The sequence below is a fragment of the Pseudomonas sp. GW821-FHT02H09 genome (assembly GCF_059421425.1).
The window spans coordinates 66,825-91,280 of the sequence record NZ_JBWKVA010000010.1; the positions used below are offsets into that span (position 1 = coordinate 66,825).

Here is a 24,456-nt window from a genome sequence, read left to right on the forward strand (position 1 = left end):
TGGTCAACTTGATCTGAAGCCGCGCGGTTTGCCAGCGATAGCGATCCTGTGATCGCCATCCACGGCAAGCCGCACGGCTGCAGGTTTTGTTTTATACCGCCCGAACGAGGCTACGCAGTGGCACGGTGCTCTTGACCACGGGCGATTTGATCACGATGTAGCTGAAGTACTTCTCGATGCCGATGTTCTTGTCGAGGATCGACTCCATCAGCTCCTGATAGTGCTGAATGCTGCTGCACAGGAAGCGCACCAGGTAGTCGTAGCCGCCGCTGATCAAGTGGCACTCCAGCACTTCGTCGATGTTGCGGATGCTCGATTCGAATTTCACGAAGTCGGCACGCTTGTGATCCGAGAGGGTCATTTCAGTGAACACGGTCACCGAGTTGGCGAACTTGGCCAGGTTGACGTGGGCTTCATAGCCGCTGATGTAACCGGCGGCCTCCAGGCGTTTGACACGTTGCAGGCAAGGGCTGGGCGACAGTCCAACGGCTTCGGCGAGGCTGACGTTGGTCATGCGCCCGTCCTTCTGCAATTGGACCAGGATGTTGATGTCGATACGGTCGAGCTTGGTTGCAGCGTCCATTGATCAGTCCTCGCAATGTCAAATCAGGGCCGTCGTACTCAGGCGTGCAATGCCTTTTGATGGGCATGGGCCAGGTCAGCGAGGCTGGCGTATTCACAGCGCTTGCCGTCCATTGCCTGAGGCGAAAGGTTCCACGACTGGTCATGGCTGCGACGTAGTGTGCAGACCGGAAAATCCACCCGCTCGTTCCACGGGTCATCGCTTTCCGTGCTGCGCACCGGTAACAGTTCCGAACGCTCCAGTCCCAAGCGATGCAACTCGCTCTCCAGACTGTTGTGCCAATCGTCGTTGCTGGGTTCGACAATCGCATCGAATTCGACCGGCAGGCGACGGGCCAAGGCAAGTACATCGATACCCAGGGGTGGAGCGATCAGTATCAAACGGTAGAACTTGCCCAGGTACTGAAGGGCACCGGGAGCGTCTTCGAAAATGGGCCACAGGGATGAAGAGCTACTGAATGCCACACTTTCATCCCAGCCCGGAGTGATTTGCAATTGTTGCGCCACACGTTGGTAGAGCTGGCCGTGAAAAGCCGTTGCGCTGATCTGCGGCGCGCGGCTGGCAAGCTCTTGCGCCACCTGTCGGTAAGCGCTGAGTAACTGCGCATCGCTGGCGCTGGATTCACTTTGCACCGCCAGCGGTCGCAGGCCTTCGAGAATGCCCCGTTCGCGGTCAACCAACGTGCCGAATGACAAGCCCAACGCCTTGTAATGGGTGACTCTCATGACTTGCTCCTGAGTAGGCCATGCCGGTTCCATCATGATTCAGCCCGAGGCCCGACACTGGCGGGGCAGGTCGGGCCGGGTGTTACCGTCAGCGCGCTCAGCAGGCGGCGGCCAACGCTTTTTCGAGCATCTGCAAAGCTTCTGCCACTTGCTTCTGCGTGGTCACCAGCGGCGCGAGGAAACGCACTACGTTGCGATGCACTCCGCACTTGATCACCAGCAAACCGGCATGGCGGGCTTCATCGATGACCTTTTGCGCCAGTACTGCATCCGGGCTCTGGGCAGCATCGTCGGCGACCATTTCGATCGCCTGCATGAAGCCCAGGCCGCGTACGTCGCCGATTCTCGGGTAACGTTTTTGCAGGACCAGCAACCCTTCATGCAGTTGTGTCGCCAGTGTCTCGCCCTGTGCCAGCAGATCCTGCTCTTCGAACAGGTCCAGCACGGCCAGCGCCGCGGCACAAGCGACTGCGTTGCCGCCGTAGGTACCGCCCAGGCCGCCGGAGGTTGGCGCATCCATGATCTCGGCGCGACCGACCACGCCGGACAGCGGCATGCCACCGGCCAGGCTCTTGGCGACGGTCACCAGGTCTGGCTGGATGTCGGCATGCTGGAAACCGAACATCGTGCCGGTGCGGCCGAAACCCGCCTGGATCTCGTCGAGGATCAGCACGATGCCGTGCTGGGTGCAGCGGGCGCGCAGGGCTTGCAGGAATTCCTTGGGCGCGGCGAGGAAGCCGCCATCGCCCTGGACCGGTTCGATGATGATCGCGGCGACGCGATCCGGCGCGACGTCGGTGGCGAACAGCTCATCCAGCTCGGCCAGCGCGTCATCGCTGCTGACACCGCGGTAGGCGTTGGGGTAGGTGGCGTGATAGATCTCGGCGGGGAAGGGGCCGAAGTTCTGCTTGTAGGGCTGGCTCATGCCCGTCAGGGTCACGCCCAGCAGGGTACGGCCGTGGAAGCCGCCGCGGAAGGAAATCACAGCCGTGCGGTTGGTGTAGCCACGGGCGATCTTCACCGCGTTTTCAACGGCTTCGGCGCCGGAAGTGAACAGCACGCTTTTGTAGTGGGCGTCGCCGCCGATCAGTTTGTTCAGGCGGGCGGCCACCTGGATGTAGTTCTCGTAGGCCACCACCTGGAAGCTCGCGTGGGAGATCTCGCCGACCTGCCGACGCACGGCCTCGACCACCTTCGGATGGTTATGGCCGACGTTGAGCACGCCAATGCCGCCGACGAAGTCCAGGTAACGCTTGCCATCGACATCCCACAGTTCGGCGCCCTCGGCCCGTGCCGCGACAACCGGGTGGGCGGTGGCGATACCACGCGGTACATGGTGTTCGCGCAGGGCTAGCAGGCGTTGGTTTTCAGTCAGTGCAGAATTCATCTCGATCTCCGTGAACGCCGAAGGTGGCGGGTGATGTCATCAGGATAAGGATTGCCCGGAACCACAAGCGCTGAACTTGGGGCGTCGGGTGCTGTGATCGACTGTTTTGCAGGGGGGTGACGAAATATTTCGCTGCGCAGGGCGCCGGGTATCGTTTGCGCCAGAAACGACATCGGCCCGTGGCAGAACGGTTTGTCGGCGGGACCTTGAATTGCTAACGCCGACAAGCCGTGCTGCTACGGGCCGAAATGTTCTGGGTGAATCAAACCCCGGCGCGTGGCACGACGATGGTGTCTTCCGGGTGCAGGCGCATCATCATGGGCGCGCCAATGGGCGGCAGGCTGAGGTTGCCTTCGTGATGGCTGGGTTGGCGCAGGCTGACCGTTGGCCCGCCTTCGAGGTCGACGAACACTTTCAGGCTTTCGCCCTGGAAAACGATGTCGGCCACGCGGCCACGCAGGCGGTTCCATTCTGGCCCCGAGCTGTCGTTGTCCAGCAGCAGTTTTTCCGATTGCAGGGCCAGGAACACATCCCCCGATGCCGGCACCGGGCGGGTGGTGCGCAGGGCCGTGTTGCCCAGGGTCAAGCCGTTGTTCGGGCTGCGTTTCAGCGGCACAAGGGTGCTCTCGCCGATGAAGCTGGCGACGAAATCGTCGGCCGGGTGATCGTGCAGGCGGCGCGGTGTATCGACCTGCACCAGCTGGCCGCCGCGCATGATTGCGATACGGTCGCTCATGGTCAGGGCTTCGCGCTGATCGTGGGTCACGTAGATCATGGTGGCGCCCAGGCGCTTGTGCAGGGCGCGCAGCTCGATCTGCATGATTTCGCGCAGTTGCTTGTCCAGGGCCGACAGCGGCTCGTCCATCAGGATCAGCTTCGGTTCAAAGACGATTGCGCGAGCCAGGGCCACGCGCTGGCGCTGCCCGCCAGACAGTGCCGCGATGTTGCGGTCTTCATAGCCCGACAGCTCCACGGTCGCCAGGGCGCTCTTGACCCGGTCGCGGCTTTTGCTGGCGCTTTCGCCACGGGCACGCAGCGGAAAGGCCACGTTTTCGCCGACGGTCATGTGCGGGAACAGCGCGTAGTTCTGAAACACCACGCCGATTTCGCGCTTGTGCGGCGGCATCAGGGTGACGTCGCGCTCGCCGAATAAAATGCTGCCGGAACTGACCCGGATGAAACCACCCAGAATGCTCAGCAAGGTGGTTTTGCCCGAACCGGACGGGCCCAGCAATGACATGAATTCCCCGGCTTCGACCTTGAGGTCCACGTTGTTCAAAGCCTTGAGGTTGCCGTAGTGCTTACACACCTTGTTAACGCTGACCGATTCAAAACCTTCAGTGAAATTCATGAAGCGTCGTCCTATGTAAAACCAGGGATTGCCCGATAAGCCTGCTGGTTATCTGAACACAGGCGCGGGCCTGATTCGTGCCGTTTTGGGGCGCCGGACCAATAGGATCTGCTGTCCGGCGCGAGTGGGGGACCACAGGCTGCTTTACGCCTGCCTCGATCAGTCCAGGCCGCCGATGTGCCAGGCCTTCACCTCGAGAAACTCGTCCAGGCCATACTTGGAGCCTTCGCGGCCGGTGCCTGATTGCTTCATGCCACCGAAGGGCGCCACCTCCATGGAAATGATCCCGGTGTTGAGCCCGACCATGCCGAACTCCAGGCGCTCACCCACGCGCCAGGCGCGGCGCATGTCCTGGGTGAAGTAGTAGGCGCCCAGGCCGTAGGGCGTGGCATTGGCCAGGGTCAGTGCCTCGGCCTCATCCTTGAAGCGGAACAGTGGAGCGACCGGTCCGAAGGTTTCTTCCGTGGCCAGCAGCATGTCGGCGCTGGCATCGCGCAGCACGGTCGGCTGCACATACAGGCCCTCGCCTTGCGGCGCGCCACCGATGGCGATGCTCGCGCCTTTCTCCAGCGCGTCGTTGATGTGGCGTGCCACTTTGTCCACGGCGGCGGCGTTGATCAGGGGCCCGATGGTGACACCGCTTTGCAGGCCGTCGCCGACTTTCAACTCGGCAACGGCAGCGCTCAGGCGCTCGGCAAAACGGTCGTAGATGCCGTCCTGCACCAGGATGCGGTTGGCGCACACGCAGGTCTGGCCGGCGTTGCGGAACTTGCTTTGCATGACGCCGGCGATGGCCAGGTCAAGGTCGGCGTCGTCGAAAACAATGAACGGCGCGTTGCCACCCAGTTCCAGGCTCAGGCGCTTGATGGTGGCGGCGCACTGGCTCATCAGCAACTGACCGATCCGGGTGGAGCCGGTAAACGACAGCTTGCGCACATCGGGGTTGGCGGTCATCTCGCCGCCGACCCCCGCAGGCAGGCCGGTCAGGACGTTGAACACGCCGGCCGGGATGCCCGCGCGCTCAGCCAGTACCGCCAGCGCGAGGGCCGACAGCGGGGTCATTTCCGATGGCTTGACCAATACCGTGCAACCGGCCGCCAGGGCAGGGGCGCATTTGCGGGTGATCATCGCGTTCGGGAAGTTCCAGGGGGTGATGGCCGCGACGACGCCGATGGGTTGCTTGAGCACCAGAATGCGCCGGTCGGCGGCTGGCGAAGGGATCGTGTCGCCATAGATGCGCCGGGCTTCCTCGGCGAACCACTTGACGAAACTGGCGCCGTAGGCGATTTCGCCGCGGGACTCGGCCAGCGGTTTGCCTTGTTCGGTGGTCATGATCAGCGCCAGATCTTCCTGGTTTTCCATGATCAGGCTGAACCACACCTCCAGGTAGCGCGCGCGTTCGGCGGCAGGCACTTCGCGCCAGGCGACGAAGCGTGCTTGCGCGGCTTCGATCGCACGGCGGGTTTCAGCGGCCTGCAACGCCGGGACCCGGGCAATCACGCTGCCATCGGCGGGGTTGGTCACGTCGATCGTCGCGCCGTGATCGGCCTCGATCCAGGCGCCGTTGACGTAGGCGCGCTCGACAAGCAGGGAAGGGTCACGCAGTTGGTTTTTCAACATGATCAGGGCCTTGAGGGTGCGAACGATGGGCCCATTGTAAAAAGCCCCGTCCAGTGGCCGATGCCGAGATGAGCCTGCGCACGGGTGATAGATGCTGAAATCAGGCGCGTGACGGCAGGCTGTGCTGGGGCTGGAAATGGTCGGGTGGCGCGTGATCGACCGGTCCGCCACCAAGCCCCGGAAACGACGTTGCCCGCCTGGGCGGTGCAGCGCGGACATTGATGGATGTCCGGCGCACCGCCCAAGCGGGCAATGGCGTTTCTGCGGGAGCGGTTACTGCTTGTTGCGTCCGGCGATCACCACCAGGATCAGGGAGGCCAGGATCAGGATCGAGCTGATGGCGGCAATGGTCGGATCGATCTCGTCGCGCAGCGCCGTGAACATGCGCTTGGTCAGGGTCTGGTTGTCGCCACCGGAGATGAACAAGGCCACCACGGTTTCATCCAGCGAGGTGATGAAGGCGAACAGCGTGGCCGACACCACGCTCGGCTTGATCTGCGGCAGGGTCACGGCCATGAACGCCCGGAAGCGGTTCATGCCCAGGCTGCGCGCCACCATTTCCTGCGACATGTCGAAATTACGCAGGCCGGCCAGCAGCGCGATGATCACATAGGGCAGGGCGAGCATGATGTGCGCCAGCACCAGCCCGGTCAGCGTGCTGATCAGGCCGACCCGGGCATACACGAAGAACACGCCGGCGGCGATCAGGATGATCGGCACCATCATCGGCAGCAGCAGAATGATCTGCAGTGTACGCACCACCTTCAGGCTCGAGTTGTTGATGGCATAGGCGGCCGCCATGCCGATCGGCAGGCTGATCGCCATGGTGAAGAATGCCGTGATCAGGCTGACCCGTGCCGCCGACATCCACTCCACGCTGTTGAAGAACGCCTCGTACCAATGGAAAGACCATTGCTTGGGCGGGAACTGCAGGAAGCGCGCTTCGGAAAACGACATGGGCACCACGATCAACACCGGGATGATCAGGTACAGCAGGATCGCCGCGACCACCACGGTGAACAGCACGTGGGACAGGCGCAGGTGACGCAGGTTGGCAAGCAGGTTCATTTAGCGAGCTCCCAGAATGCGTTCGATTGGAATGAAGCGGTTGATGCCCCAGAAAATCAGGAACACCACGAACAGCAGCACCAGGCCGACCGCACTGGCGGCGCCCCAGGCGTGGTACAGCTCGACGTTGCGTTGCACCAGCATCGACACCAGGATCGTGCGACCGCCACCGAGCAGTTCAGGGGTGATGAAGAAGCCCAGGCAGATGACGAAGACCAGGATCGAACCGGCCATGATCCCGGGCGCCGCCATTGGCAGGAACACACGACGGAAGGTGTAGAAGGGTTTTGCGCCCAGGCTTTCCGACGCTTGCATGAGGTCCTGGGGAATCTTCTTCATCACCGAATACAGCGGCAGGACCATGAAGGGCAGCATCACGTGCAGGGTGCCGATCACCGTACCGGTGGTGTTGTGCATCAGCGTCAGGGGCTGGTCGATGATGCCCAGGTCCATCAGCGTCTGGTTGACCAGCCCGCGGCGTTGCAACAGCACCAGCCAGGCATAGGCACGCACCAGCACGCTGGTCCAGAACGGCAGGATCACGCAGATCAGGATCAGGTTGGCCCAGAAACCCTGCAGGCGCGAGGCGGCGTAGGCGATGGGGAAGCCCATCACGATCGACAGGATGGTCACCATGAAGCTGATCTTGAAGGTCAGGGCGAAGGTGTCCCAGTAGATGGTTTCCTGGAAGATCCGGATGTAGTTGGCCAGGGAAAACCCTTCCTCGGTCTGGACCGACTGCAAGGCCAGCCAGCACAGCGGCATGATCAACAGCACCACCACCATCACCAGTGCGGGGGTGAGCAGCAACAGCATCGAGGTGTGTTCCTTGCGCTCTTCGCGGGCAAGGGCTTCTTCGCTGGTCAACGGCGGTTGGGGCTGGTCACTGGAGTCGGGCATGGATTTGGCGAGATAGGTGTTTGACATATAGACCTCTCGTCACTGCAGGGGGCTGGAGGGAATCCAGCGCTGGCGGACAGGGCTGGCGGCAATCGTCCTCGCGGACTGCAAGGTGCGGTGCTCGGATAGTGTCATGTAAGGAACTCCCAATGGTGGGCAGGTACTTAGGGCGAGGGCGAGTTGTCTGCACAGCTCACTCTGCGGGACCCTCAGGCCTAATGTACCGGGATGCCAACGAACGAAGCGGGTGGAATTGGCCGGTGCCGAAGTGCTTTATGTCGAAATCGGGGAGGCAGACGGCATGTCCTGCGCCGAGGCGTCTGGCCCGCGGCGCAGCATCAATCGGCCGTTATTTTTTCTGGACGAAGGCCAGCCAGCGCTCTTCTGCCTTGACCCCGTCCTGCGAGGCCCACCATTGCGCCGAAAGCAGAGCCTGGCGGGAGATGTTCTCGGGGGAGGACGGCAGCTTGGCTGCACGCTCGGCCGGGATCACGCCGGTCTTGAAGGTCTCGGGATTCAGCGGGCCGTAGTCGATGATCATCGGCAGTGCCGCCTGCAGCTTGGCATCGATGGCTTCGTTGACGAACTTCATCGCCGCCACCTTGTGCGGGGAACCCTTGAGTACGCACAGTGAGTTGGTTTCCAGCACGCCCTGGTTGTAATCGAAGGCCACCGGCGCACCGGCGGCCTGCACGGCGGTGATCCGGCCGTTCCAGGCTTGGATCATGTCCACTTCGCCGTCGCTGATCAACTGTGCCGACTGCCCGCCGGATGTCCACCAGGTGGCGATGTCGGGCTTGATCTGTTCGAGTTTCCTGAAGGCGCGATCAACGTCCAGCGGGTAGAGCTTATCCACCGGCACGCCGTCCGCCAGCAACGCGATTTCCAGGGTCGGGCGCGGCAAGTTGCGCAGGGAACGTTGGCCTGGAAACTTCTTGGTGTCCCAGAAATCGGCCCAGGTCTTGGGTACGTTGTCGCCCTTGAAGGCGTCCGTACGATACGCCAGTACCGTGGAGTAACTGATGTAGCCGACGCTGTATTCGTCCTTGAGGCTGGCGGGTATCTGCGCGGCGTTGGGAATCAGCGACAGGTCGAGCTTCTCGAACAGGCCTTCGGCCTCGCCCCGGATGCAATCCCCGGTGGGCAGGTCGACCACGTCCCAGGTGACCTTGCCGCTCTCGACCTGGGTCTTGATGATCGGGTAGGCCTTCGGTGAACTGTCCTGCTTGAGCGTCAGGCCGAGTTTTTTCGCGGCCGGCTCGAGAATCGCCTTGCTCTGCGCTTCCTGGTAGGCACCGCCCTGGGAAACGAATGTGATGTCCTCGGCCATGGCCTGGGTGGCGCCACCGATGAACAGGGCCAGGCTCGCGAGTTTGAAAGCTGTGGTGCGCAATGTGCTCATGGAAAGACTCCGAATGGTTGGCAGATTTCTTGGGCGAGCTGTAGGTTTTGTTGTCGGTCGCTCTGCTGGACCATGAAGGTCTAATGTACCGGCTTGTCCATGAAGGAAGCGGCTATAAATTTGCGGATGAAAAGCTGTTTATTGCGAAAATCGGAACGGTCACGGTATTTCGTGCGTCGAGAGCGTCTCGTCCGTAGCGGCTCCGCTGGGGTATCTATCCGATGCGGTATTTGGCGTGGCGTTCCGACGTGTTAACGGTCAATCTCCGGGGCTGCATCGGCGTGGGGCGTCTATCTAGTTTGTGGGGCGCGGGCTCATGCGGAAGCTCGCAAATGTCGATTCGTTTCGTGCCTGGTCGAACGCTGTGACCGGTTGCACCCATCACGGTTGAGCGATGGCAGGCATGGCGGGCTTGGGACTGGCGCCTGAGCTGCAGCGCTCGTCGCTCGTCGCTCGGCGATACACCGAAGTACCCGCGATAGCATTCGGAAAAGTGGGGTGTGAATACAAAACCGCAGGCGGCCGTCAGCTCGATGATCGACATCGACATCGACATCGACGTTTGCTTGAGCAACTGCCGCGCTCGAATGAGGCGTAGCCGCAGGTAATAACGTGATGGTGCGCAGTTCAGGTATTTCTGAAGCGAGCGCTCCAGCTTTAGACGTGACAGGTCCACGTTTGCACGAGGTGATCCAGATCGATCGGTTCCTCGAGGTTGGCCTCCATCAACGCGACGATTTCCTGCAGTTTCGTTTGATGGGTGTCCAGTACATGCTTGAGCGGCACGCGCTGATGATCCTGTTCGTTGATGCACTCGTAGACGAAAGTCGCCGATATGTCCGCAGACAATTTGCAACCGTGATCGCGACCGATCAGGTGCAGCATCATATCCATGGGCGCCGTTCCGCCAGAGCTGGTGAACCGGCTGCGGTCGAGGGTAAATAGGCCCGCGCTCATGCTGATTCGCGGGAAAGCCTCCTGCATGCGCCTGTAATGTGGGGAATGGTTGCCGCGAGGCGCCCGTGGCGGCTAAAAACACAGAAAATGAGCGGGTGACCTGATTGTCTTTGATCAATTCACCGCTTTCAGAATCGCTGGGGGCTGAAATCAGCCAGAAATACATGACGCTCTTAAGATGAGATACAAAAAGACGCGACGGGTCCCGGCTGGAATCGGTTGCTGGCTCCCTCAAATATGCGTTACGGGCGCAGTCTAGTCCGATTTCTGCCCACTTTCTCTACCGTGGTATCAGTCTCACTAACCCTAGCCAATGACTGTTGCGACGTTCACTGAGCGCGTTGCGCTTCAAGTTGGCAATGACCCATAGGGGACGCTCAATCCGGACAAGAGCATGACGTCGCCCGGCTGCACGTCCCAGCGCGATCTCAGGATCAGCCCATGCCCCTCCAGCGCGAGACTCACGGTCACTTCACCGTCGTTGCTCGACAGGGTTGCACTGACCTTCTCCTGTTTGGAAGGCTCGATTCAGGAGATTGTGGCGCTGGCTTGCGGGATCTTCGATTTCATTACCCAGCACTGCTCATCGATCGATTCACCTCTCTGGTGAAAGGCGAAGTACTGTGGCGGGCTGGGTGACATTGCCTCCAGGGCGCGACGTGGTAGCAACCCACCCATGCCGCGGCTTGATGGAACAGCTTTCCCTGAGCAGTCAGTAGGGTGAGGCGCCACTTGCAGGGGGTGCCGATAAAGCGCCGAGACCGAAGTCGTTGGCCAATCCGCGGGTCGCCCGTGCCAGCAGCGTCAGATCGAGCCCTACTGCGACGAAGGTGGCCCCCAGTTCGAGGTAGTGCCGTGCGAGTTTGGCATCGCCTGTCAGAGTGCCAGCGGCTTTGCCACTGGCAACGATGGTGCGTATGGCTTTCTCGATCGCCTGCTGCACTTCAGGGTGCTCAGGATGCCCACGATGCCCCATTGAGGCGGCCAGATCAGCCGGCCCAATGAAAATGCCGTGCACGCCTTCGACGGCGCAAATGGCTTCAAGGTTCTTGAGTGCAACCCTGGATTCAGCCTGCACCAACAAGCAGACATCGTCGTTGGCCGTCTCCAGGTAGTCCGAGTAGCCTCCCCAGCGCGAGGCACGAGCCGCCGCTGCACCTACGCCTCTTGTGCCTTGCGGCGGGTAGCGGGTAGCGGCTGCCAGAGCGATGGCTTGCTCGGCGGTATCGACCATTGGTACGAGCAACGTTTGAACGCCGATGTCGAGCATCTGTTTGATCATTGCCGGATTGCCATCGACGGTGCGTGCCACTGGATGGGCCGGATAAGGCGCAACGGCCTGCAACTGTACAAGTGTGCTCCGCACGTCATTTGGCGCGTGTTCACCGTCGATCAGCAACCATTGGAAGCCTGCTGTGGCGCAAATTTCGGCGCTGTAGGAATTGGCCAGTGAAAGCCAGAGACCGATGACCTTATCGCCTCGCGAAAGCGCGGTCTTGAACGGATTTCCCATGATTGCCTGTACTCCTCGTTTGTGTTTGTCGGAACTAGTTCAGGCCGCCCTGACAAAGGTATTTGATGTGCATGTAGTCCTCCAGGCCGTAGCGTGAACCCTCACGGCCATAGCCCGACTCTTTGACACCCCCAAACGGTGCGGCCTCTGCGGCGAGAGCGCCTTCGTTGATGCCCACGATGCCCGATTCCAGGGCCTCGGCCACGCGCCAGACGCGTTTGACGTCCCGGGTATAAAAGTAGGCCGCCAACCCGAATGGAGTGTCGTTGGCCAGGTCAATCACTTGCGCTTCAGTCGTGAACCGGAAAATCGGTGCGACGGGGCCGAATGTCTCTTCATTACAGAGCTCCATTTGCGGGGTCGCATTGATCAACACAGTGGGCGCGTAGTAGTTCGGGCCGTCTGCGACACCCTCGCGGATGCGTCGACCGCCAGTGGCGATTTCTGCGCCTTTTGAAACAGCGTCATCCACATGGCGAGCGATCTTGTCGACGGCTCGCGCATTGATCATCGGACCGATCTGAGAATCGCTATGGGAGGCTGGCCCGACTTTCAGCGCGCTGACCCTTGCCACCAGCTTTTCAACGAATTGGTCGTGCACAGCGCTCTGCACATAGATCCGGTTGGGGCACACACAGGTCTGACCGCCATTGCGAAACTTGGACACCATCAGGCCGTCCACCGCAGCGTCGAGGTCCGCATCGTCAAAAACAATGAATGGGGCATTACCACCCAGTTCAAGCGAGCACTTTTTCAATGTGTCGGCCGACATTCGGGCCAGGTGCTTGCCCACTGGCGTCGACCCTGTAAAGGTGATCTTGCGCACCCGTGAATCAGCCAGCCAGGCGTCTACCACTTCGGGTGTACGCTCCCGCGAAGCGGTGACGATGTTCAGCGTTCCTGCCGGAAAGCCTGCTTCCTCAGCCAGGCGCACAAGTGCAAGGGACGTCAGTGGCGTGTCTTCGGCCGGCTTGCAGACGACGGTGCAACCTGCCGCCAGTGCTGGAGCGATCTTGCGGGCAATCATCGCCGCCGGAAAATTCCAGGGCGTGATCGCAGCGACCACGCCAACAGGTTCCTTGATTGCAGTCATGCGGCGACCCGCGACTGGCGCCGGGATCACATCGCCATATGAGCGCGTCGCCTCCTCGGCAAACCACTCGACATAGCTGGCGGCGTAGACCACTTCGCCGCGCCCCTCTGCGAGGGGTTTTCCCTGCTCCAGCGATATCAGCCTGCCCAGATCCTCCTGATGCTCAAGAATCAGATCGTTCCAGCGTTTGATCAGTTGCGCGCGCTGTTTGGCAGGGGTGGTGCGCCAGGCTGCAAAGGCCGAATGAGCGGCATCGACGGCTTCACGCGCGTCAATGGCGTTGCTGTCGGGCACTTGGGCGATATAGCAGTCGTCGGCCGGGTTGGTTACAGACAGCAGCGCCTCTGGATCTCTGGTGCACCAACGGCCACCAATGAAATTCTGCGTTCGAATCAGGTCGTTGCGGGTCAGTTTCAAGCTCATGCCGAGGTTCCTTGAATGTGTGCAAACGGGTTGGATCAGCTGACGATGCCCAGGTGCCAGGGCACGAACTCGTGATCCCCAAGCCCCAACAATTCGCTCTTGGTCGAGGCGCCTGAAGCGGCCTCCAGGATGTGCTCGAAGATGCGCTCACCCATCTGCTCAACCGACAGCTCACCGTCAAGAATGAGGCCGCAATTAATGTCCATGTCTTCTTCCAGACGGGTGAACATCGGGGTGTTGCTGGCGAGTTTGATCGTTGGCGCCGGTTTGCTCCCGAACATCGAGCCCCGTCCCGTTGTGAAGCAAATGAGGTTGGCACCGCTGGCGATTTGACCGGTTGAGGCAACAGGGTCATAGCCCGGTGAATCCATGAACACAAACCCGGCCTTGTCAATCGGCTCGGCGTACTCGTACACCGCCTGCAACGGTGTCGTGCCGCCTTTCATGGCAGACCCCAGCGATTTTTCGAAGATATTGGCCAGACCACCGGCCTGATTACCGGGGCCTACGACGCCATTGAACTGGCCATTCTGACCTCGCGTGTATTCTTCCCACCAGGCCAGGCGGTCCAGTAGCTTCTGGCCCACCTCGGGACTGATCGCACGTCGCGTCAGCATGAACTCCACACCGTGGATCTCGGGTGTCTCGGACAGAATGGCCGTGCCGCCATGACGCACCAGAATATCCATCGCAGCCCCCAATGCCGGGTTGGCGGTGATGCCTGAAAAGCCATCGGAGCCGCCGCATTCCAGTCCGATTTTCAGGTGCGCCGCACTGACCGGGACACGCTTTATATCGTTGGCTTCGGGCAGCATCGCTTCGATCGCTGCAATGCCTTGAGCGATGGTTGCACGCGTGCCGCCGGTATCCTGCATCACGAACGTGCGCAGATTGCGATCGGGCACCAGATGCTGAGAATCGACGAGGCTGGCCACTTGGTTTCGCTCGCAACCCAGTCCGATGATCAGTACAGCCGCCAGATTGGGATGGCGGGCGTACCCGGCGATGGTGCGCTGCAGCACGTCGAAATGATAACTGGGGGACGACATGCCACACCCGCTTGTCTGGGCGAATGCGACGACGCCATCGACGTTCGGGTAGGCGGCGAGCCGCTCGGGCGTGAAGTGTTCGGCGATCTTCTTGATCACGGTCGACGAGCAGTTTACCGACGAAAGGATTCCAATGAAGTTGCGCGTGGCAACACGGCCGTCTGCTCGCACGATGCCCATGAACGTAGCGCGTTTATCGGGCGCTACATAGTCCACCGGGCGCACATCCTCACAGAAGCCTGGGTCTCGGTCGAAATCGATGAGTGCGATGTTGTGGGAATGAACGTGCTCGCCCTTGATGATATTGCGCGAAGCGACACCGATGATCGTGTCGTACTTACGCACGGGTTCACCGGCCATGATGTCCTGCGCAGCGATCTTGTGCCCGGCCGGCACTTGCGCCCGGACGCGTACTCCCAGTTCAGGCAGCTCGTCACCAAGGCCGATCAATTGGCGAGCGACGAGGACGTTGTCGTTGGCGTGTAGACGTATCAGTCTGTGAGTGGCATGGGTCGTGGTAGTCGTCATGAAACAATCCTGGCGTCCAGATTACGGCGGTGGAGAAGGTGAAACGCAGGCGTTATCCCTGCGTAGCTCATCAGGCATCAGCGGCTATAGGGGTCATTCAACACCTGCGAGGATGTGGTGGCGTGCCGAGGCTCCGTCGGCTTGGACGCGACGATGGGTTCGACCTTCTTCAGCAGGAATGCGTAGTTCAGGATGCCTAGCATTCCGAGCACAGCTGAGAAGACCAGAGCCATTTTGAACGACCCTGTCGAGGCAACGATGAATCCGGTGATCACCGGTCCCAGTACGCCGCCGAAGTTCGCAACCATGTTCTGCAATCCGGCCACGGTCGAGGTCATGTTCTTCGGCGCGACGTCACCCGGCAGAGCCCAGACTTGCGAAGCCGCGACGGTGGTGCCGGCCTTTGCGATGCACAGCAAGAGGACAGTGAGCCCAACCGACGTGGTCAACGGAGCCAGTCCGATGCACAGCGCCATCGAGAGACCCACGATGAGAAACAGTTTGCGTGTCGCGGTGAGCGACAGGCGTCCACTGTGGACCACCCTGTCGGAAAGCCACCCGGCAGCGATCTCGGCGAAGAGGCCGCAAATCAGCGGAAGCGAGGCGACCATGCCCATCTGAAGCAGGCCCATCCCCTGTTCCTTCACCAGGTAAGTGGGCAGCCAGGTGATGAAGAAGTACGAGATGTAGTTGATGGTGAAGAAGCCCAGGCACATCGCCCAGATATTGCGGTGCTTGAGCAGTTCGTACCATTTCATCGCAATCGTGGCATCAACACCGTGCTGCTGGGTCTGACCACCCCGGATGTATTCCACCTCGGCTGCGTTGGCGCTTCTGTGTTTCTCTGGTGTGTCCGAGAAGTACCGCCACCAGATCAGGCTCCAGACGAGGCCGGTCAGACCCACGATTGCAAACGTCATGCGCCAGTCGAAAGTCATCATCAATGTCACGATGAGTGGCATCGCCACGGCACCGCCGAATTTCGAGGCGCTGTCAAAAAGCCCCGAAATGGTTGCCCGTTCCTTGTCCGGGAACCACTTGGACGCGATCCCGGCATTGGCCGGATAAGCGCCGGCTTCACCGACGCCGAGTGCCACTCGCAGTCCGACCAAAGATGCAAAGCCAGTCGCCAGCCCTGTCGCAGCCGTAGCGAGCGACCATGAGCCTACGGCGATGCCAAGCCCCATTTTTTGCCCGAATTTGTCTGCCACCCAGCCAGCAGGAATTTGTAGCAGAGCGTAGGACCAGAAAAATCCAGATAAGACGATACCCATCATCTCGGGCGTCAGGCTGAATTCTTTGACGAGCTCAGGTGCTGCGACTGCGAGAACGGTGCGATCGATATAGTTGATGGCGATGGCAAACCACATCAGACCTGCCACAACCCAACGAGCGTTGGATTTCTTGCCTTGATTCACCACGGCGTCACTTGGCGGTTTTGTGGTACTTGGAGTGCGCATTGCTTGTCTCCGGTCATTGTTTTTGTTCTTCGATACTGAATCGTCGTTACATTGCTGAACAATGAATAAGTGGACATACTTCATAACGGTTTCGACATATATGCTTCTTCTGCCGGAGATAAAGCAGGTGAGTGACATCGATAGAGTTTTGCGCTCCAACCTCAAACTCAAGCATTTGCAGCTTGTCGTTGCGCTGGATGAGTTCCGCCATTTGGGGCGGTCAGCGGAATTTTTGTCGCTTACCCAACCGGCAGTCAGCAAGTCGCTGGCGGAAATCGAAAAGATGTTCGGACTTGAGTTATTCATCCGCTCTACGCGAGGCACTCGGCCGACCGCCTACGGCGAGCAAGTTGTCCGATTTGCGCGCTCGGTGCTTGTGGATTTTGACCGTACCTGTGACGACATCGCTTCAGTCGCCAGTGGCGGAGCCGGTCGTATCCGCGTCGGCGCAATGGTCGTCGCCACACCTGGATTGCTGGTAGGAGCGGTCGGCCGCCTCAAGGTCAGCTCGCCACAGACGACGGTGTCGATCGAGGAAGGTGATCTCACGCGCCTGTTGCCGAGGCTGCGCACAGGCGAGCTCGATTTCATCGTGGGCCGACTGGAGCCGGGCTACAGCTCTCCGGACCTTGAAACAGAGGCGTTATACGCCGACCCCATGAGGGTTGTCGTCGCCGCCGATCATCCACTGGCCACAGTGGCCCGACCCGCCTGGCATAATCTGGCGGCGCTTCCCTGGGTCGTTCCCCCAGCGTGGGCATCCTCGCGGGTCAAGCTGAATCAGATGTTCTACAAGCATAAGCTGCAACCCCCAGCTGACATTATCGAAACCTCTTCTTTTTTGGTGACGATGACGTTCATGAGGAAAAGAGGGTGCGTCTGTTTCGTCGCGAGTGAGGTCGCGCATTACCTCGAATCCGTAGGCCTTGGTCACACCTTGCCGCTGGAGGTGCCGATCGAGTTACCGTCGGTGGGCATCATTCTGCTACGTAACGGGCTGAGAACCCCCGTTGCCAGCACCCTCATCGACGCTCTGCATGAACAGGCCATGGACATTAGAGGTGAGACTGCGCCTGAGTGAATGTGCATGCGGCGGCTGTACCGAGAATCTGGTGGCTGTGTTCGAGAGCGTCGACAGCGCAGAGCGAGAAGAGCGTCTGGCTCAACAGGTCGTAGTGAAACAAGGGGTCACGCCAGCACGATCACTCTATGACGCGCTGCGTCCTGCATCTCGAAACCTCGGCGAGGTAGACCTTGAGGCATTTACCCGAGGCGGGCGCAAAAAGTCGTGAACAATCTCAGGAGTATCTCGGACGATGGCATCCGCGCATGGTCTACCCGCGACCGTTCGCTTCTGGCCCAGAGTGTGTAAAAACGCTCTGACCTCATCGTCTTGGATTATCGACCTTCGTTGGCTGAGCGATCGCACGGTCAATGCTGCGGGTCGCATCGGTCGCGACCTGGAACACGTCAACGCTGTTTTTACAGCCTCTGGGATGGGCCAAAATCAGCCTTTTTCAGGCCGTCAGCGCTTTCATCAAACCGTTGGCACCGATGATTTTCATGACCCGTTTCAAGTTGTAGGCGAGCACATTCAAGCTTATCTCCGCACTCACCCCGGTCAGTTTTCGCGTCAGGAAGTGCGTCGCACCCATCCATTGTTTGAGCGTCCCGAAGGGATGCTCAACCGTCCGTTTTCGGACTCGCATCATCTCCGGTGCTTTGCTCAGCCGAAGCTGCATTTCCTCCAATACGGCTTCATGTTCCCAGCGTCGAACTCGTCGTTCCGTGCTCGGTGTGCATTGCGACTTCAACGTGCAGCCCTGGCATTTCGAACTCCAGTAACGGTGCAACTTCAGGCCTTTTTCAACGTAGGAATAGTGCCAGATCAACGCCTCTCCAGCGGGGCAAATGTATTCGTTTTTTGCCGCGTCATAGATGAAGGCATCGTTATTGAAACGCCCGTCAGCCTTGGCTCCAGAGGTCATCGGCTTGGGCACATAGGCGGTGATACCTGCATCGTGACAAGCGAGGATTTGTTCGCTTTTGAAGTCACCTCGGTCAGCCACTACCGACAACGTATCTGACGCCATCGCCTCGCGGGCTTGCTTGGCCATCGAGCTGAGTTGATCGCGGTCGGAACCGACGTTGCTCACCTCATGCGCAACGATCAAATGGTGCTGGATATCGACCGCTGTTTGCACGTTGTAGCCGACGATTCCCGTGCCCCGCGTCATCATGGAACGGGCGTCTGGATCGGTCAGTGAGACCTGTTTGCCCGGCGATTCATTGAGCTGGATTTCGATCGCCTGAAGCTCCTTCATTTGAGTTTTGAGCTTGGCGATTTTCTCTTCCAGCCGCACGGCACTGGGCTCGGAAGCTGTGGGTTCTTGCCGATCGGCAGCATCGAGTACCGTCAGGTAACGGTTGATGCTCGATTCAATTTTTTCCATCCGCCGCTTCAGTTTGGCGCTGGTGAAATTGCGGTCGCGGTTGTTGACGGCTTTGAATTTGCTGCCATCGATGGCGACCAGATGTTCTCCAAACAGTCCCAACTGCTGACACAGCACAACGAACTGGCGACAGACGCCTCGGATGGCCTTGCTGTTGTCTTTTCGGAAGTTGGCGATAGTCTTGAAATCCGGCATCAAACGCCCGGTCATCCACATCAGCTCGACGTTGCGTTGAGCTTCTCGCTCCAAACGTCGGCTCGACTGGATGCGGTTGAGATAACCGTAGATGTAGATCTTCAACAAGACCGAGGGATGGTAAGCAGGTCGCCCGTGAGGATCTTGAGTTCCTGAAAGAAATGCAGCGCAAAGGGGGAGAGGAAGGCATGGTGGTCCTGTTTCTTGCCGCGAGTGCCTTTGACATTTTCGCTCGGAATGAACCAGGTCTGCAGGTCCAGATCGACATTTTTCCATTCGGCCTGCAGCAACTCACCAATTCGGCACAGCGTGCCCAGGCTGATCCAAAGCGCGAGTTGGGTTTCTTTCTTTAACGGCCGAATGCCTTCGTACTTTTGCCCGGCGGGGAGGGCGTTGTAATCGGTCGTCATTTGCTGGAAGCGGTTATGCAGCTCCAACAGCTCAGCCGGCGAAAGAATCCGGCTTCTTTCGGCCTCGTAGTCGGCAGGAATCAATGGGGTGATGTCGACCAGCTCAGTCGGATCGCCCTCGACCAACAAGGCCCGCCAAGGCTGGCGTTTTCTGGCCCAGCCGAACATCTGGGTGAGGTCGGCGAAGAAGCTGATGGCTTGTCGGTGAGCGCCGCGGCTAACGACTGCCCGGATCAACGCCCGAACATCGTGTTCGGAGACGCTGCTCACTGCGGTCTTGCCGAGTGCCGGGTAAAAGTCCTTGTTAAAGCGCCGTTGCAACTCGGCATTACCGTCTTTGCGCGCCACGCCATCCAACAGCCAGGCTTTGGCCAGATCTTGGACGGTCAGCGTTTGCACCTTCGCCGTTTTTACTTGTTCGGCCTCTACGTTAGCAGTGGCGTATGCCTGTGCCTTGGCGTTTTTTTTGTGTTCGTTGGGATTGACTTGCTCATCGATAAGCGCTCGAGCCTGGTTGCGGGCCTTGCGGATGTCCGTCAGGGATTTGCGCGTCCAGGACCCGCAGGCGTACTCTTTGTTCTGCTCGCCCCACCGACAACCGATAGAAAAAGCTGACCGACACACCGTCCTTACGGACAGAGATTCGACCGGCCAGATTGCCATCCTCCCTGAGGATGCGATCGGCATCATTGGCGGTCAGCGACTCGAGTTCTTTGATGGTAATTTTGGCCATGAAATGGACTCCCCCTACTTTTACCCCCACAAAAACGTCGGCTCTTGATGGACGTTACTGGACTTTCGTAGAGCAGAACACCGCTGGAGCTCAAGCAAATACTGGCTTAGAAAAATCCAGAGTAAAATTTTGGAAGCTTTCAAGAAGTATGCAAAAGGAGATGGGGTGCTAGGGGGCGAGTGTTCGAATCACTCCGTCCCGACCATATTATTCAAGGGGTTGCGAGATTTTATCTTGCGACCCCTTTTTATTTGTCCGCGTTTTTACCCCCACAAAACGGCTAGCTCCGGGTGGAATCTTCAGCGCCGTTGGTGGGATCTCCGTCAGAAAGCATCTGTTTGAGGCGTTCACGTTCTTCAGTTCCGGGTAGCACTCCAGTCGTAGTCGCCTCCAGCACTGTGATTCCCTCTGCATTGAGTATCCTGACTTCGGCTTTTGCGTGACCGCGTTCATCGATGTCGGCGATAAGCCAGTGGCAGGTGATCTGTTCTCCCGCATAAACCGGTCGTTTGAACGCGAAACTCATCCCTGTTGCCAGCCAACCGATTTGCCCGCCAATTTCGGTGACGAGGCTGGCTGTCAGAAGGCCATGGGCGATGGGCGCCTTGAACCTTCGTATCTCGGCGTAGCGTGCATCGCAGTGAACCGGATTGTAGTCTCGAGAAATCTGCGCGAATTGACGAATATCGTCATCTGAAAAGCAGCGGACTATCGTGAACCGGTCTCCCACCTGGAGACCTTCGGCAGCACGTTCTCTTGGGCTCTTCATAAAGACTCCCTGGGCGGTGAGGGTGGGAGGTTAAAAAGTATGTTCGGGGCCTGGAAATGTTCCTGCTTCCACCTCAAGTGCAAAGTCCCTTGCTGCCGTCTGAAGTACCGAACGAAGGTCGGCGTATTGCTTGACGAATCGCGGCATACGACCTGTGCGCAGTCCGGCCATGTCTTGCCAGACCAGCACCTGGGCATCGCATTGGCTACCCGCGCCAATCCCGACGGTAGGAATTGAAACGGCCTCAGTGATCGCTCGACCCACATCTCCTGGCACCATCTCAATCAAAACAGCGAATGCGCCCGCTGCTTCAAACGCTTTGGCACTGTCTATCAGGCGCTGCGCATCTTCGCCCCGACCCTGGACTCGGTAGCCACCCAGTTGATGTTCCATCTGTGGTGTGAAACCGATGTGTGCCATGACGGGTATGCCAGAGCGGACGAGCTTCTCGACCTGAGGCAGCATTTCGATCCCGCCCTCCAGTTTGACCGCATGTGCACCGCCTTCTTTCATGAACCGGACGGCAGTGTGGAAGCATTGCTCCGCCGAAGCCTGATAAGAGCCGAAAGGAAGATCCGCAATCACCAGTGCCCGCCTTGTCGAACGGCTGACCGCGCGAACCAGAGGGATAAGTTCATCAACGGTGATGGATAGCGTGGACTCATTGCCGAAGACATTATTAGAGGCGGAATCGCCCACCAGTAGGACAGGTATTCCGGCCTCTTCGAAAATGGCCGCGCTGTACATGTCATACGCGGTGAGCATCGCCCATTTCCGGCCCTCCACTTTCATTTGTTTCAGATACGGGATCCGGACTCGTGGCGCCTGTTGGGCGTTGTCATACGGTGAGGGTTGATCGCTCATGGTGTTGTCTCGCTGAAATAATGGATTAACCCAGCATCTGCTCGGTGAGCAGAACGATCGCGATGATGATCATGGCCGCTCCGGAGAAACGACTGACCAAGTGAGCAGCGGCGGGACGTGCCTGCAGTACGACCTGTGAGCCAAATCCGACCAGCAGATAGATAACGCCACAACTGACGGTGTGGATGAGCCCCAGCGCAATCATCTGCATCGGCACAGGCCAGGCAGCGGCAGCGTCGGTAAATTGAGGCAATAGCGCCAGGAACAGCAGGAACACTTTCGGATTCAGCCCGCTCACGCAAAGCCCCTTGATCGCCCAGTGCTTCCAGGAGCCTGAGGCCTGAATGTCATCGGCGTGCGGTGTAGCGGGGCGGGCAAGCATGTTGATGCCCAACCAAAGCAGATAACCCGCCCCGGCAACGGTAAGCACCGTCAAGGCAACGGGGTGGTTGGCAACCAGCGTGCCGACACCACCGGCAACAATCACGGTGGCTATCAAATGACCGGACAACAGCCCGCCCACGGCGGGTATGACGACCCGGCCCCTCAAGCCCGCTGAAATCGCGTAGGCCCAATCTGCGCCTGGCGTGATGACGAACAGAATCGACACCGCCCAGAAGGCAACGAAAACGCTCAAGGTCATGGCGTTACCCACTCTTGCTGCTGACACATCGCTCTGTGCATCGTCCCGCTCCGCGAATCAAAGGCCGCCGCTCCTTTGATCCAGGGAGTGCGGCAATTATTGGTGTGAGGAATAATAGTTAAATCTTGTTAGAATTTACTTTCAAAGATGGTCATGAAAACGCTACAGGATGGGAGGTTCTTCCAAATGGACAGGATTGATCGAAAGATTCTTTCTGAGCTTCAAAAGGACGGTCGCCTTTCGGTCACCGAACTCGCCGAGCGTGTGGGACTGAGTCTTTCCCCTTGTCATCGACGAGTACGGGCACTGGAAGAGTCGGGCGTGTTGCTCGGCTATAGAGCACAGTTGGACCCGGGCGCATTGGGCCTTAACTTTTCCGCCATGGTGTTTGCCACGCTTCGTGAGGGAGACAGGCAAGCCGTCGAGGCTTTCGAGACGGCGCTCGTTGACATTGCGCAAGTGGTCGATGCCCAGAGGTTATTCGGGGAACCGGACTACCTGCTGCACGTCATCACCCAGGATTTGCCGGCCTTCCAACGGCTATACGATGAGAGCCTTTCGACCTTGCCCAACGTCCAACGATTGACCTCGACCCTCGTTATGAAACGGGTCATTCAGGATAGGCCTCTACCTTTGTGATGGCGGTGGTAAGCCCTGCGGTATCGTCTTTCAAGGGGAGGGGGCGGGCTGAAGCATCTAGTGAAAATAGACAGTGGGATAGTGCTGTTCGGAGCCGCGCACATACGTGGATTGCTGAGTTTGTAAGCTCAGCTATTTACTGTAATAGCATCTGGGCGAAAGGGGCTTTTAAATGTCAGTCCGGAGAAGTTCGCGCTATCAATCTTCATTGATAACGGCATATTTAGAATCTCTATTCGTAGAGGATTTGAGATTTTATTTTGCGCGCCATCATATACCACCATTTAATAATTGATCAGGCGGTCAATAGGCTAGTGCGTGACTATTTACATTTTAAGTCTGCACGCTTCTACAGTAAGCCGCTGATAGCGCTATTCGATGCATACCTTGCTTATAGATGTAACTACTTTGTTTTTGGTATTCGGTAGTGTATAGGCTAAAATACTTCTGCGCCAACTACCAGACGCTGGTGTCGGTCGACGCGCTGGAAGCACAGCTTCAGCAGTTGCCCGGCGTGGTGTCCACGACATCGTTGGCGGCGCTGAGCAAGCAGGCAGCGGCCGGCATGAATGAAGGCAGCATGACCTGGTATGAAATCCCCCGAAACCAGGGTCTGTTGAACGCGATCATCACCCGTGCGCCGCGCGAAGTGTTCAACCAGAACTGCGATCTGCTGACGGTGTATGTCTATCTCAAGGACCATAAGGCGGACACGCTCGCCAGTGTGGTTCAGACCGTTGAGCAATTCGCGGCGACCCATAACACCGAGCAGCTCCAGTTCCTCAATGCGGCGGGCAATGCCGGGATCGAAGCAGCCACCAACATCGTCGTGAAGCGTTCGAACGTTCAGATGCTGTTCATGGTGTACGCCGCCGTCATCGCCCTGTGCTTTATCACCTTCAGGTCCTGGCGGGCCGTGGTGTGCACGGTGCTGCCGCTGATGCTGACGTCTATCTTGTGCGAGGCCTTGATGGTTGGGCTCAACATCGGCGTCAAGGTGGCAACGCTCCCGGTGATCGCGTTGGGAGTGGGCATCGGTGTGGATTACGCGCTGTACATCCTCAGCGTGACACTCACCAATCTGCGCAATGGCTCAAGTCTGTCTGACGCTTACTACCTTGCCTTGCTGTCCACGGGCAAGGTGGTGATGACGGGGATTACGCTGGGCGTTGCAGTGCTCACCTGGGTGCTGTCGCCGATCAAGTTTCAAGCCGACATGGGCATTCTGCTGGGGTTCATGTTCATCTGGAACATGGTGGGCGCATTGGTACTGGTTCCAGCACTGGCGCATTTTCTGCTCAAGCCCAAGTCATTGCTGACCAATGCGTGAGGTCTGTTTAGCGGAGTGTGGGGCGGATGGAGGGCCCATTGGCGGTCAGCCATTCGAGTTCTTTGATGGTGATTTTGGCCATGAAATGGATTCCCCCTACTTTTCCCCCCACAAAAACGTCGGCTCCTGATGGACGTTACTGGATTCCCGTAGAGCAGAACACCGCTGGAGCTCAAGTAAATACAAGCCTGGAAAAATCCAAAGTGAAGTTTTCGAGGCTTTCAAGACGTATGAAAAAGAAGATGGGGTGCTAGGGGTCGAGTGTTCGAATCACTCCGTCCCGACCATATAATTCAAGGGGTTGCGAGATTTTATCTCGCGACCCCTTTTTTATTTTTAGGCGTTTTTACCCCTACAAAGC

17 protein-coding genes and 4 pseudogenes are annotated in these 24,456 nt (G+C 58.9%); 3 read left to right on the top strand and 18 right to left on the bottom strand.

All coding sequences use genetic code 11. The annotated features are described in order from the left end of the window. Positions 1–91 precede the first annotated feature (91 nt). From AC07VR_RS15500 to AC07VR_RS15560, 13 genes and pseudogenes are all read right to left on the bottom strand, one after another. Positions 92–583 carry an Lrp/AsnC family transcriptional regulator gene (locus tag AC07VR_RS15500; RefSeq protein ID WP_081567735.1) on the bottom strand — a complete coding sequence of 164 codons (492 nt, stop codon included), beginning with the start codon at positions 581–583 and terminating at the stop codon, positions 92–94. Between the two features lie 38 nt (positions 584–621). Next, positions 622–1,308: an HAD family hydrolase gene (locus AC07VR_RS15505; protein ID WP_495011712.1), complete on the bottom strand. Its 687-nt coding sequence runs from the start codon at positions 1,306–1,308 to the stop codon at positions 622–624. Between the two features lie 97 nt (positions 1,309–1,405). Next, positions 1,406–2,695: a 4-aminobutyrate--2-oxoglutarate transaminase gene (gabT, locus tag AC07VR_RS15510; RefSeq protein WP_495011713.1), complete on the bottom strand. Its 1,290-nt coding sequence runs from the start codon at positions 2,693–2,695 to the stop codon at positions 1,406–1,408. Positions 2,696–2,957: 262 nt separating this feature from the next. Next, positions 2,958–4,046 (bottom strand): ABC transporter ATP-binding protein, encoded by a 1,089-nt coding sequence (locus AC07VR_RS15515; RefSeq protein WP_495011714.1) that lies wholly within the window; start codon positions 4,044–4,046, stop codon positions 2,958–2,960. 159 nt (positions 4,047–4,205) lie between these two features. Next, entirely contained in the window at positions 4,206–5,666 is a 1,461-nt protein-coding gene (locus AC07VR_RS15520; RefSeq protein WP_495011715.1) for an NAD-dependent succinate-semialdehyde dehydrogenase, read from the bottom strand. A gap of 273 nt (positions 5,667–5,939) precedes the next feature. Then, entirely contained in the window at positions 5,940–6,734 is a 795-nt protein-coding gene (locus tag AC07VR_RS15525; RefSeq protein WP_495011716.1) for an ABC transporter permease, read from the bottom strand. Next, a complete protein-coding gene (locus AC07VR_RS15530; protein ID WP_495011717.1) occupies positions 6,735–7,661 on the bottom strand; it encodes an ABC transporter permease in 927 nt (308 codons plus the stop codon). Between the two features lie 322 nt (positions 7,662–7,983). Next, the gene (locus AC07VR_RS15535) at positions 7,984–9,036 is read right to left on the bottom strand and encodes an ABC transporter substrate-binding protein (RefSeq protein ID WP_495011718.1); all 1,053 of its coding nucleotides are present in this window, start codon (positions 9,034–9,036) and stop codon (positions 7,984–7,986) included. A 435-nt stretch (positions 9,037–9,471) separates the two neighbouring features. Beyond that, positions 9,472–10,020 (bottom strand): annotated as a pseudogene (locus AC07VR_RS15540) (GlxA family transcriptional regulator); the annotation flags it as partial. Between the two features lie 685 nt (positions 10,021–10,705). Then, a complete protein-coding gene (gene hpaI / locus AC07VR_RS15545) occupies positions 10,706–11,506 on the bottom strand; it encodes a 4-hydroxy-2-oxoheptanedioate aldolase (RefSeq protein ID WP_495011719.1) in 801 nt (266 codons plus the stop codon). 34 nt (positions 11,507–11,540) lie between these two features. Then, the gene (locus AC07VR_RS15550) at positions 11,541–13,022 is read right to left on the bottom strand and encodes an NAD-dependent succinate-semialdehyde dehydrogenase (RefSeq protein ID WP_116263402.1); all 1,482 of its coding nucleotides are present in this window, start codon (positions 13,020–13,022) and stop codon (positions 11,541–11,543) included. A 35-nt stretch (positions 13,023–13,057) separates the two neighbouring features. Beyond that, positions 13,058–14,599: a UxaA family hydrolase gene (locus tag AC07VR_RS15555; protein WP_495011720.1), complete on the bottom strand. Its 1,542-nt coding sequence runs from the start codon at positions 14,597–14,599 to the stop codon at positions 13,058–13,060. A 77-nt stretch (positions 14,600–14,676) separates the two neighbouring features. Further along, positions 14,677–16,059, bottom strand: a complete 1,383-nt coding sequence (locus AC07VR_RS15560; protein WP_495011721.1) for an MFS transporter — start codon at positions 16,057–16,059, stop codon at positions 14,677–14,679. Between the two features lie 127 nt (positions 16,060–16,186). Here AC07VR_RS15560 and AC07VR_RS15565 point away from each other — a divergent pair, with 127 nt between their 5' ends. After that, a complete protein-coding gene (locus AC07VR_RS15565; protein WP_495011722.1) occupies positions 16,187–17,140 on the top strand; it encodes a LysR substrate-binding domain-containing protein in 954 nt (317 codons plus the stop codon). A gap of 436 nt (positions 17,141–17,576) precedes the next feature. On the opposite strand, the pseudogene AC07VR_RS15570 reads toward AC07VR_RS15565, so the two are convergent. The 5 genes and pseudogenes from AC07VR_RS15570 to AC07VR_RS15590 form a co-directional block, all read right to left on the bottom strand. Further along, positions 17,577–18,842, bottom strand: a pseudogene (locus AC07VR_RS15570) (IS1182 family transposase); the annotation flags it as partial. Beyond that, positions 18,836–19,850 (bottom strand): annotated as a pseudogene (locus AC07VR_RS15575) (tyrosine-type recombinase/integrase); the annotation flags it as partial. The pseudogenes AC07VR_RS15570 and AC07VR_RS15575, both read right to left, overlap by 7 nt. Positions 19,851–20,130: 280 nt before the next feature. Beyond that, positions 20,131–20,619, bottom strand: a complete 489-nt coding sequence (locus tag AC07VR_RS15580; RefSeq protein WP_495011723.1) for a MaoC family dehydratase — start codon at positions 20,617–20,619, stop codon at positions 20,131–20,133. Positions 20,620–20,649: 30 nt separating this feature from the next. Beyond that, positions 20,650–21,483 (bottom strand): 3-methyl-2-oxobutanoate hydroxymethyltransferase, encoded by an 834-nt coding sequence (panB, locus tag AC07VR_RS15585; RefSeq protein ID WP_495011724.1) that lies wholly within the window; start codon positions 21,481–21,483, stop codon positions 20,650–20,652. A 25-nt stretch (positions 21,484–21,508) separates the two neighbouring features. Continuing rightward, positions 21,509–22,126, bottom strand: coding sequence for a LysE family translocator (locus AC07VR_RS15590; protein ID WP_495011725.1), 618 nt, complete (start codon positions 22,124–22,126; stop codon positions 21,509–21,511). A gap of 186 nt (positions 22,127–22,312) precedes the next feature. On the opposite strand from AC07VR_RS15590, the gene AC07VR_RS15595 reads away from it, so the two are divergent. Both AC07VR_RS15595 and AC07VR_RS15600 read left to right on the top strand, forming a co-directional pair. Next, positions 22,313–22,765 carry an Lrp/AsnC family transcriptional regulator gene (locus tag AC07VR_RS15595; protein WP_495011726.1) on the top strand — a complete coding sequence of 151 codons (453 nt, stop codon included), beginning with the start codon at positions 22,313–22,315 and terminating at the stop codon, positions 22,763–22,765. Positions 22,766–23,204: 439 nt separating this feature from the next. Next, positions 23,205–24,095, top strand: a pseudogene (locus AC07VR_RS15600) (efflux RND transporter permease subunit); the annotation flags it as partial. Positions 24,096–24,456 lie beyond the last annotated feature (361 nt).

Excerpts from the sequence above, each read along its gene's own strand:
- AC07VR_RS15500 (WP_081567735.1), bottom strand. The coding sequence starts at position 583 with ATGGACGCTGCAACCAAGCTCGACCGTATCGACATCAACATCCTGGTC.
- AC07VR_RS15505 (WP_495011712.1), bottom strand. The coding sequence starts at position 1,308 with ATGAGAGTCACCCATTACAAGGCGTTGGGCTTGTCATTCGGCACGTTG.
- gabT (WP_495011713.1), bottom strand. The coding sequence starts at position 2,695 with ATGAATTCTGCACTGACTGAAAACCAACGCCTGCTAGCCCTGCGCGAA.
- AC07VR_RS15515 (WP_495011714.1), bottom strand. The coding sequence starts at position 4,046 with ATGAATTTCACTGAAGGTTTTGAATCGGTCAGCGTTAACAAGGTGTGT.
- AC07VR_RS15520 (WP_495011715.1), bottom strand. The coding sequence starts at position 5,666 with ATGTTGAAAAACCAACTGCGTGACCCTTCCCTGCTTGTCGAGCGCGCC.
- AC07VR_RS15525 (WP_495011716.1), bottom strand. The coding sequence starts at position 6,734 with ATGAACCTGCTTGCCAACCTGCGTCACCTGCGCCTGTCCCACGTGCTG.
- AC07VR_RS15530 (WP_495011717.1), bottom strand. The coding sequence starts at position 7,661 with ATGTCAAACACCTATCTCGCCAAATCCATGCCCGACTCCAGTGACCAG.
- AC07VR_RS15535 (WP_495011718.1), bottom strand. The coding sequence starts at position 9,036 with ATGAGCACATTGCGCACCACAGCTTTCAAACTCGCGAGCCTGGCCCTG.
- hpaI (WP_495011719.1), bottom strand. The coding sequence starts at position 11,506 with ATGGGAAATCCGTTCAAGACCGCGCTTTCGCGAGGCGATAAGGTCATC.
- AC07VR_RS15550 (WP_116263402.1), bottom strand. The coding sequence starts at position 13,022 with ATGAGCTTGAAACTGACCCGCAACGACCTGATTCGAACGCAGAATTTC.
- AC07VR_RS15555 (WP_495011720.1), bottom strand. The coding sequence starts at position 14,599 with ATGACGACTACCACGACCCATGCCACTCACAGACTGATACGTCTACAC.
- AC07VR_RS15560 (WP_495011721.1), bottom strand. The coding sequence starts at position 16,059 with ATGCGCACTCCAAGTACCACAAAACCGCCAAGTGACGCCGTGGTGAAT.
- AC07VR_RS15580 (WP_495011723.1), bottom strand. The coding sequence starts at position 20,619 with ATGAAGAGCCCAAGAGAACGTGCTGCCGAAGGTCTCCAGGTGGGAGAC.
- panB (WP_495011724.1), bottom strand. The coding sequence starts at position 21,483 with ATGAGCGATCAACCCTCACCGTATGACAACGCCCAACAGGCGCCACGA.
- AC07VR_RS15590 (WP_495011725.1), bottom strand. The coding sequence starts at position 22,126 with ATGACCTTGAGCGTTTTCGTTGCCTTCTGGGCGGTGTCGATTCTGTTC.
- AC07VR_RS15595 (WP_495011726.1), top strand. The coding sequence starts at position 22,313 with ATGGACAGGATTGATCGAAAGATTCTTTCTGAGCTTCAAAAGGACGGT.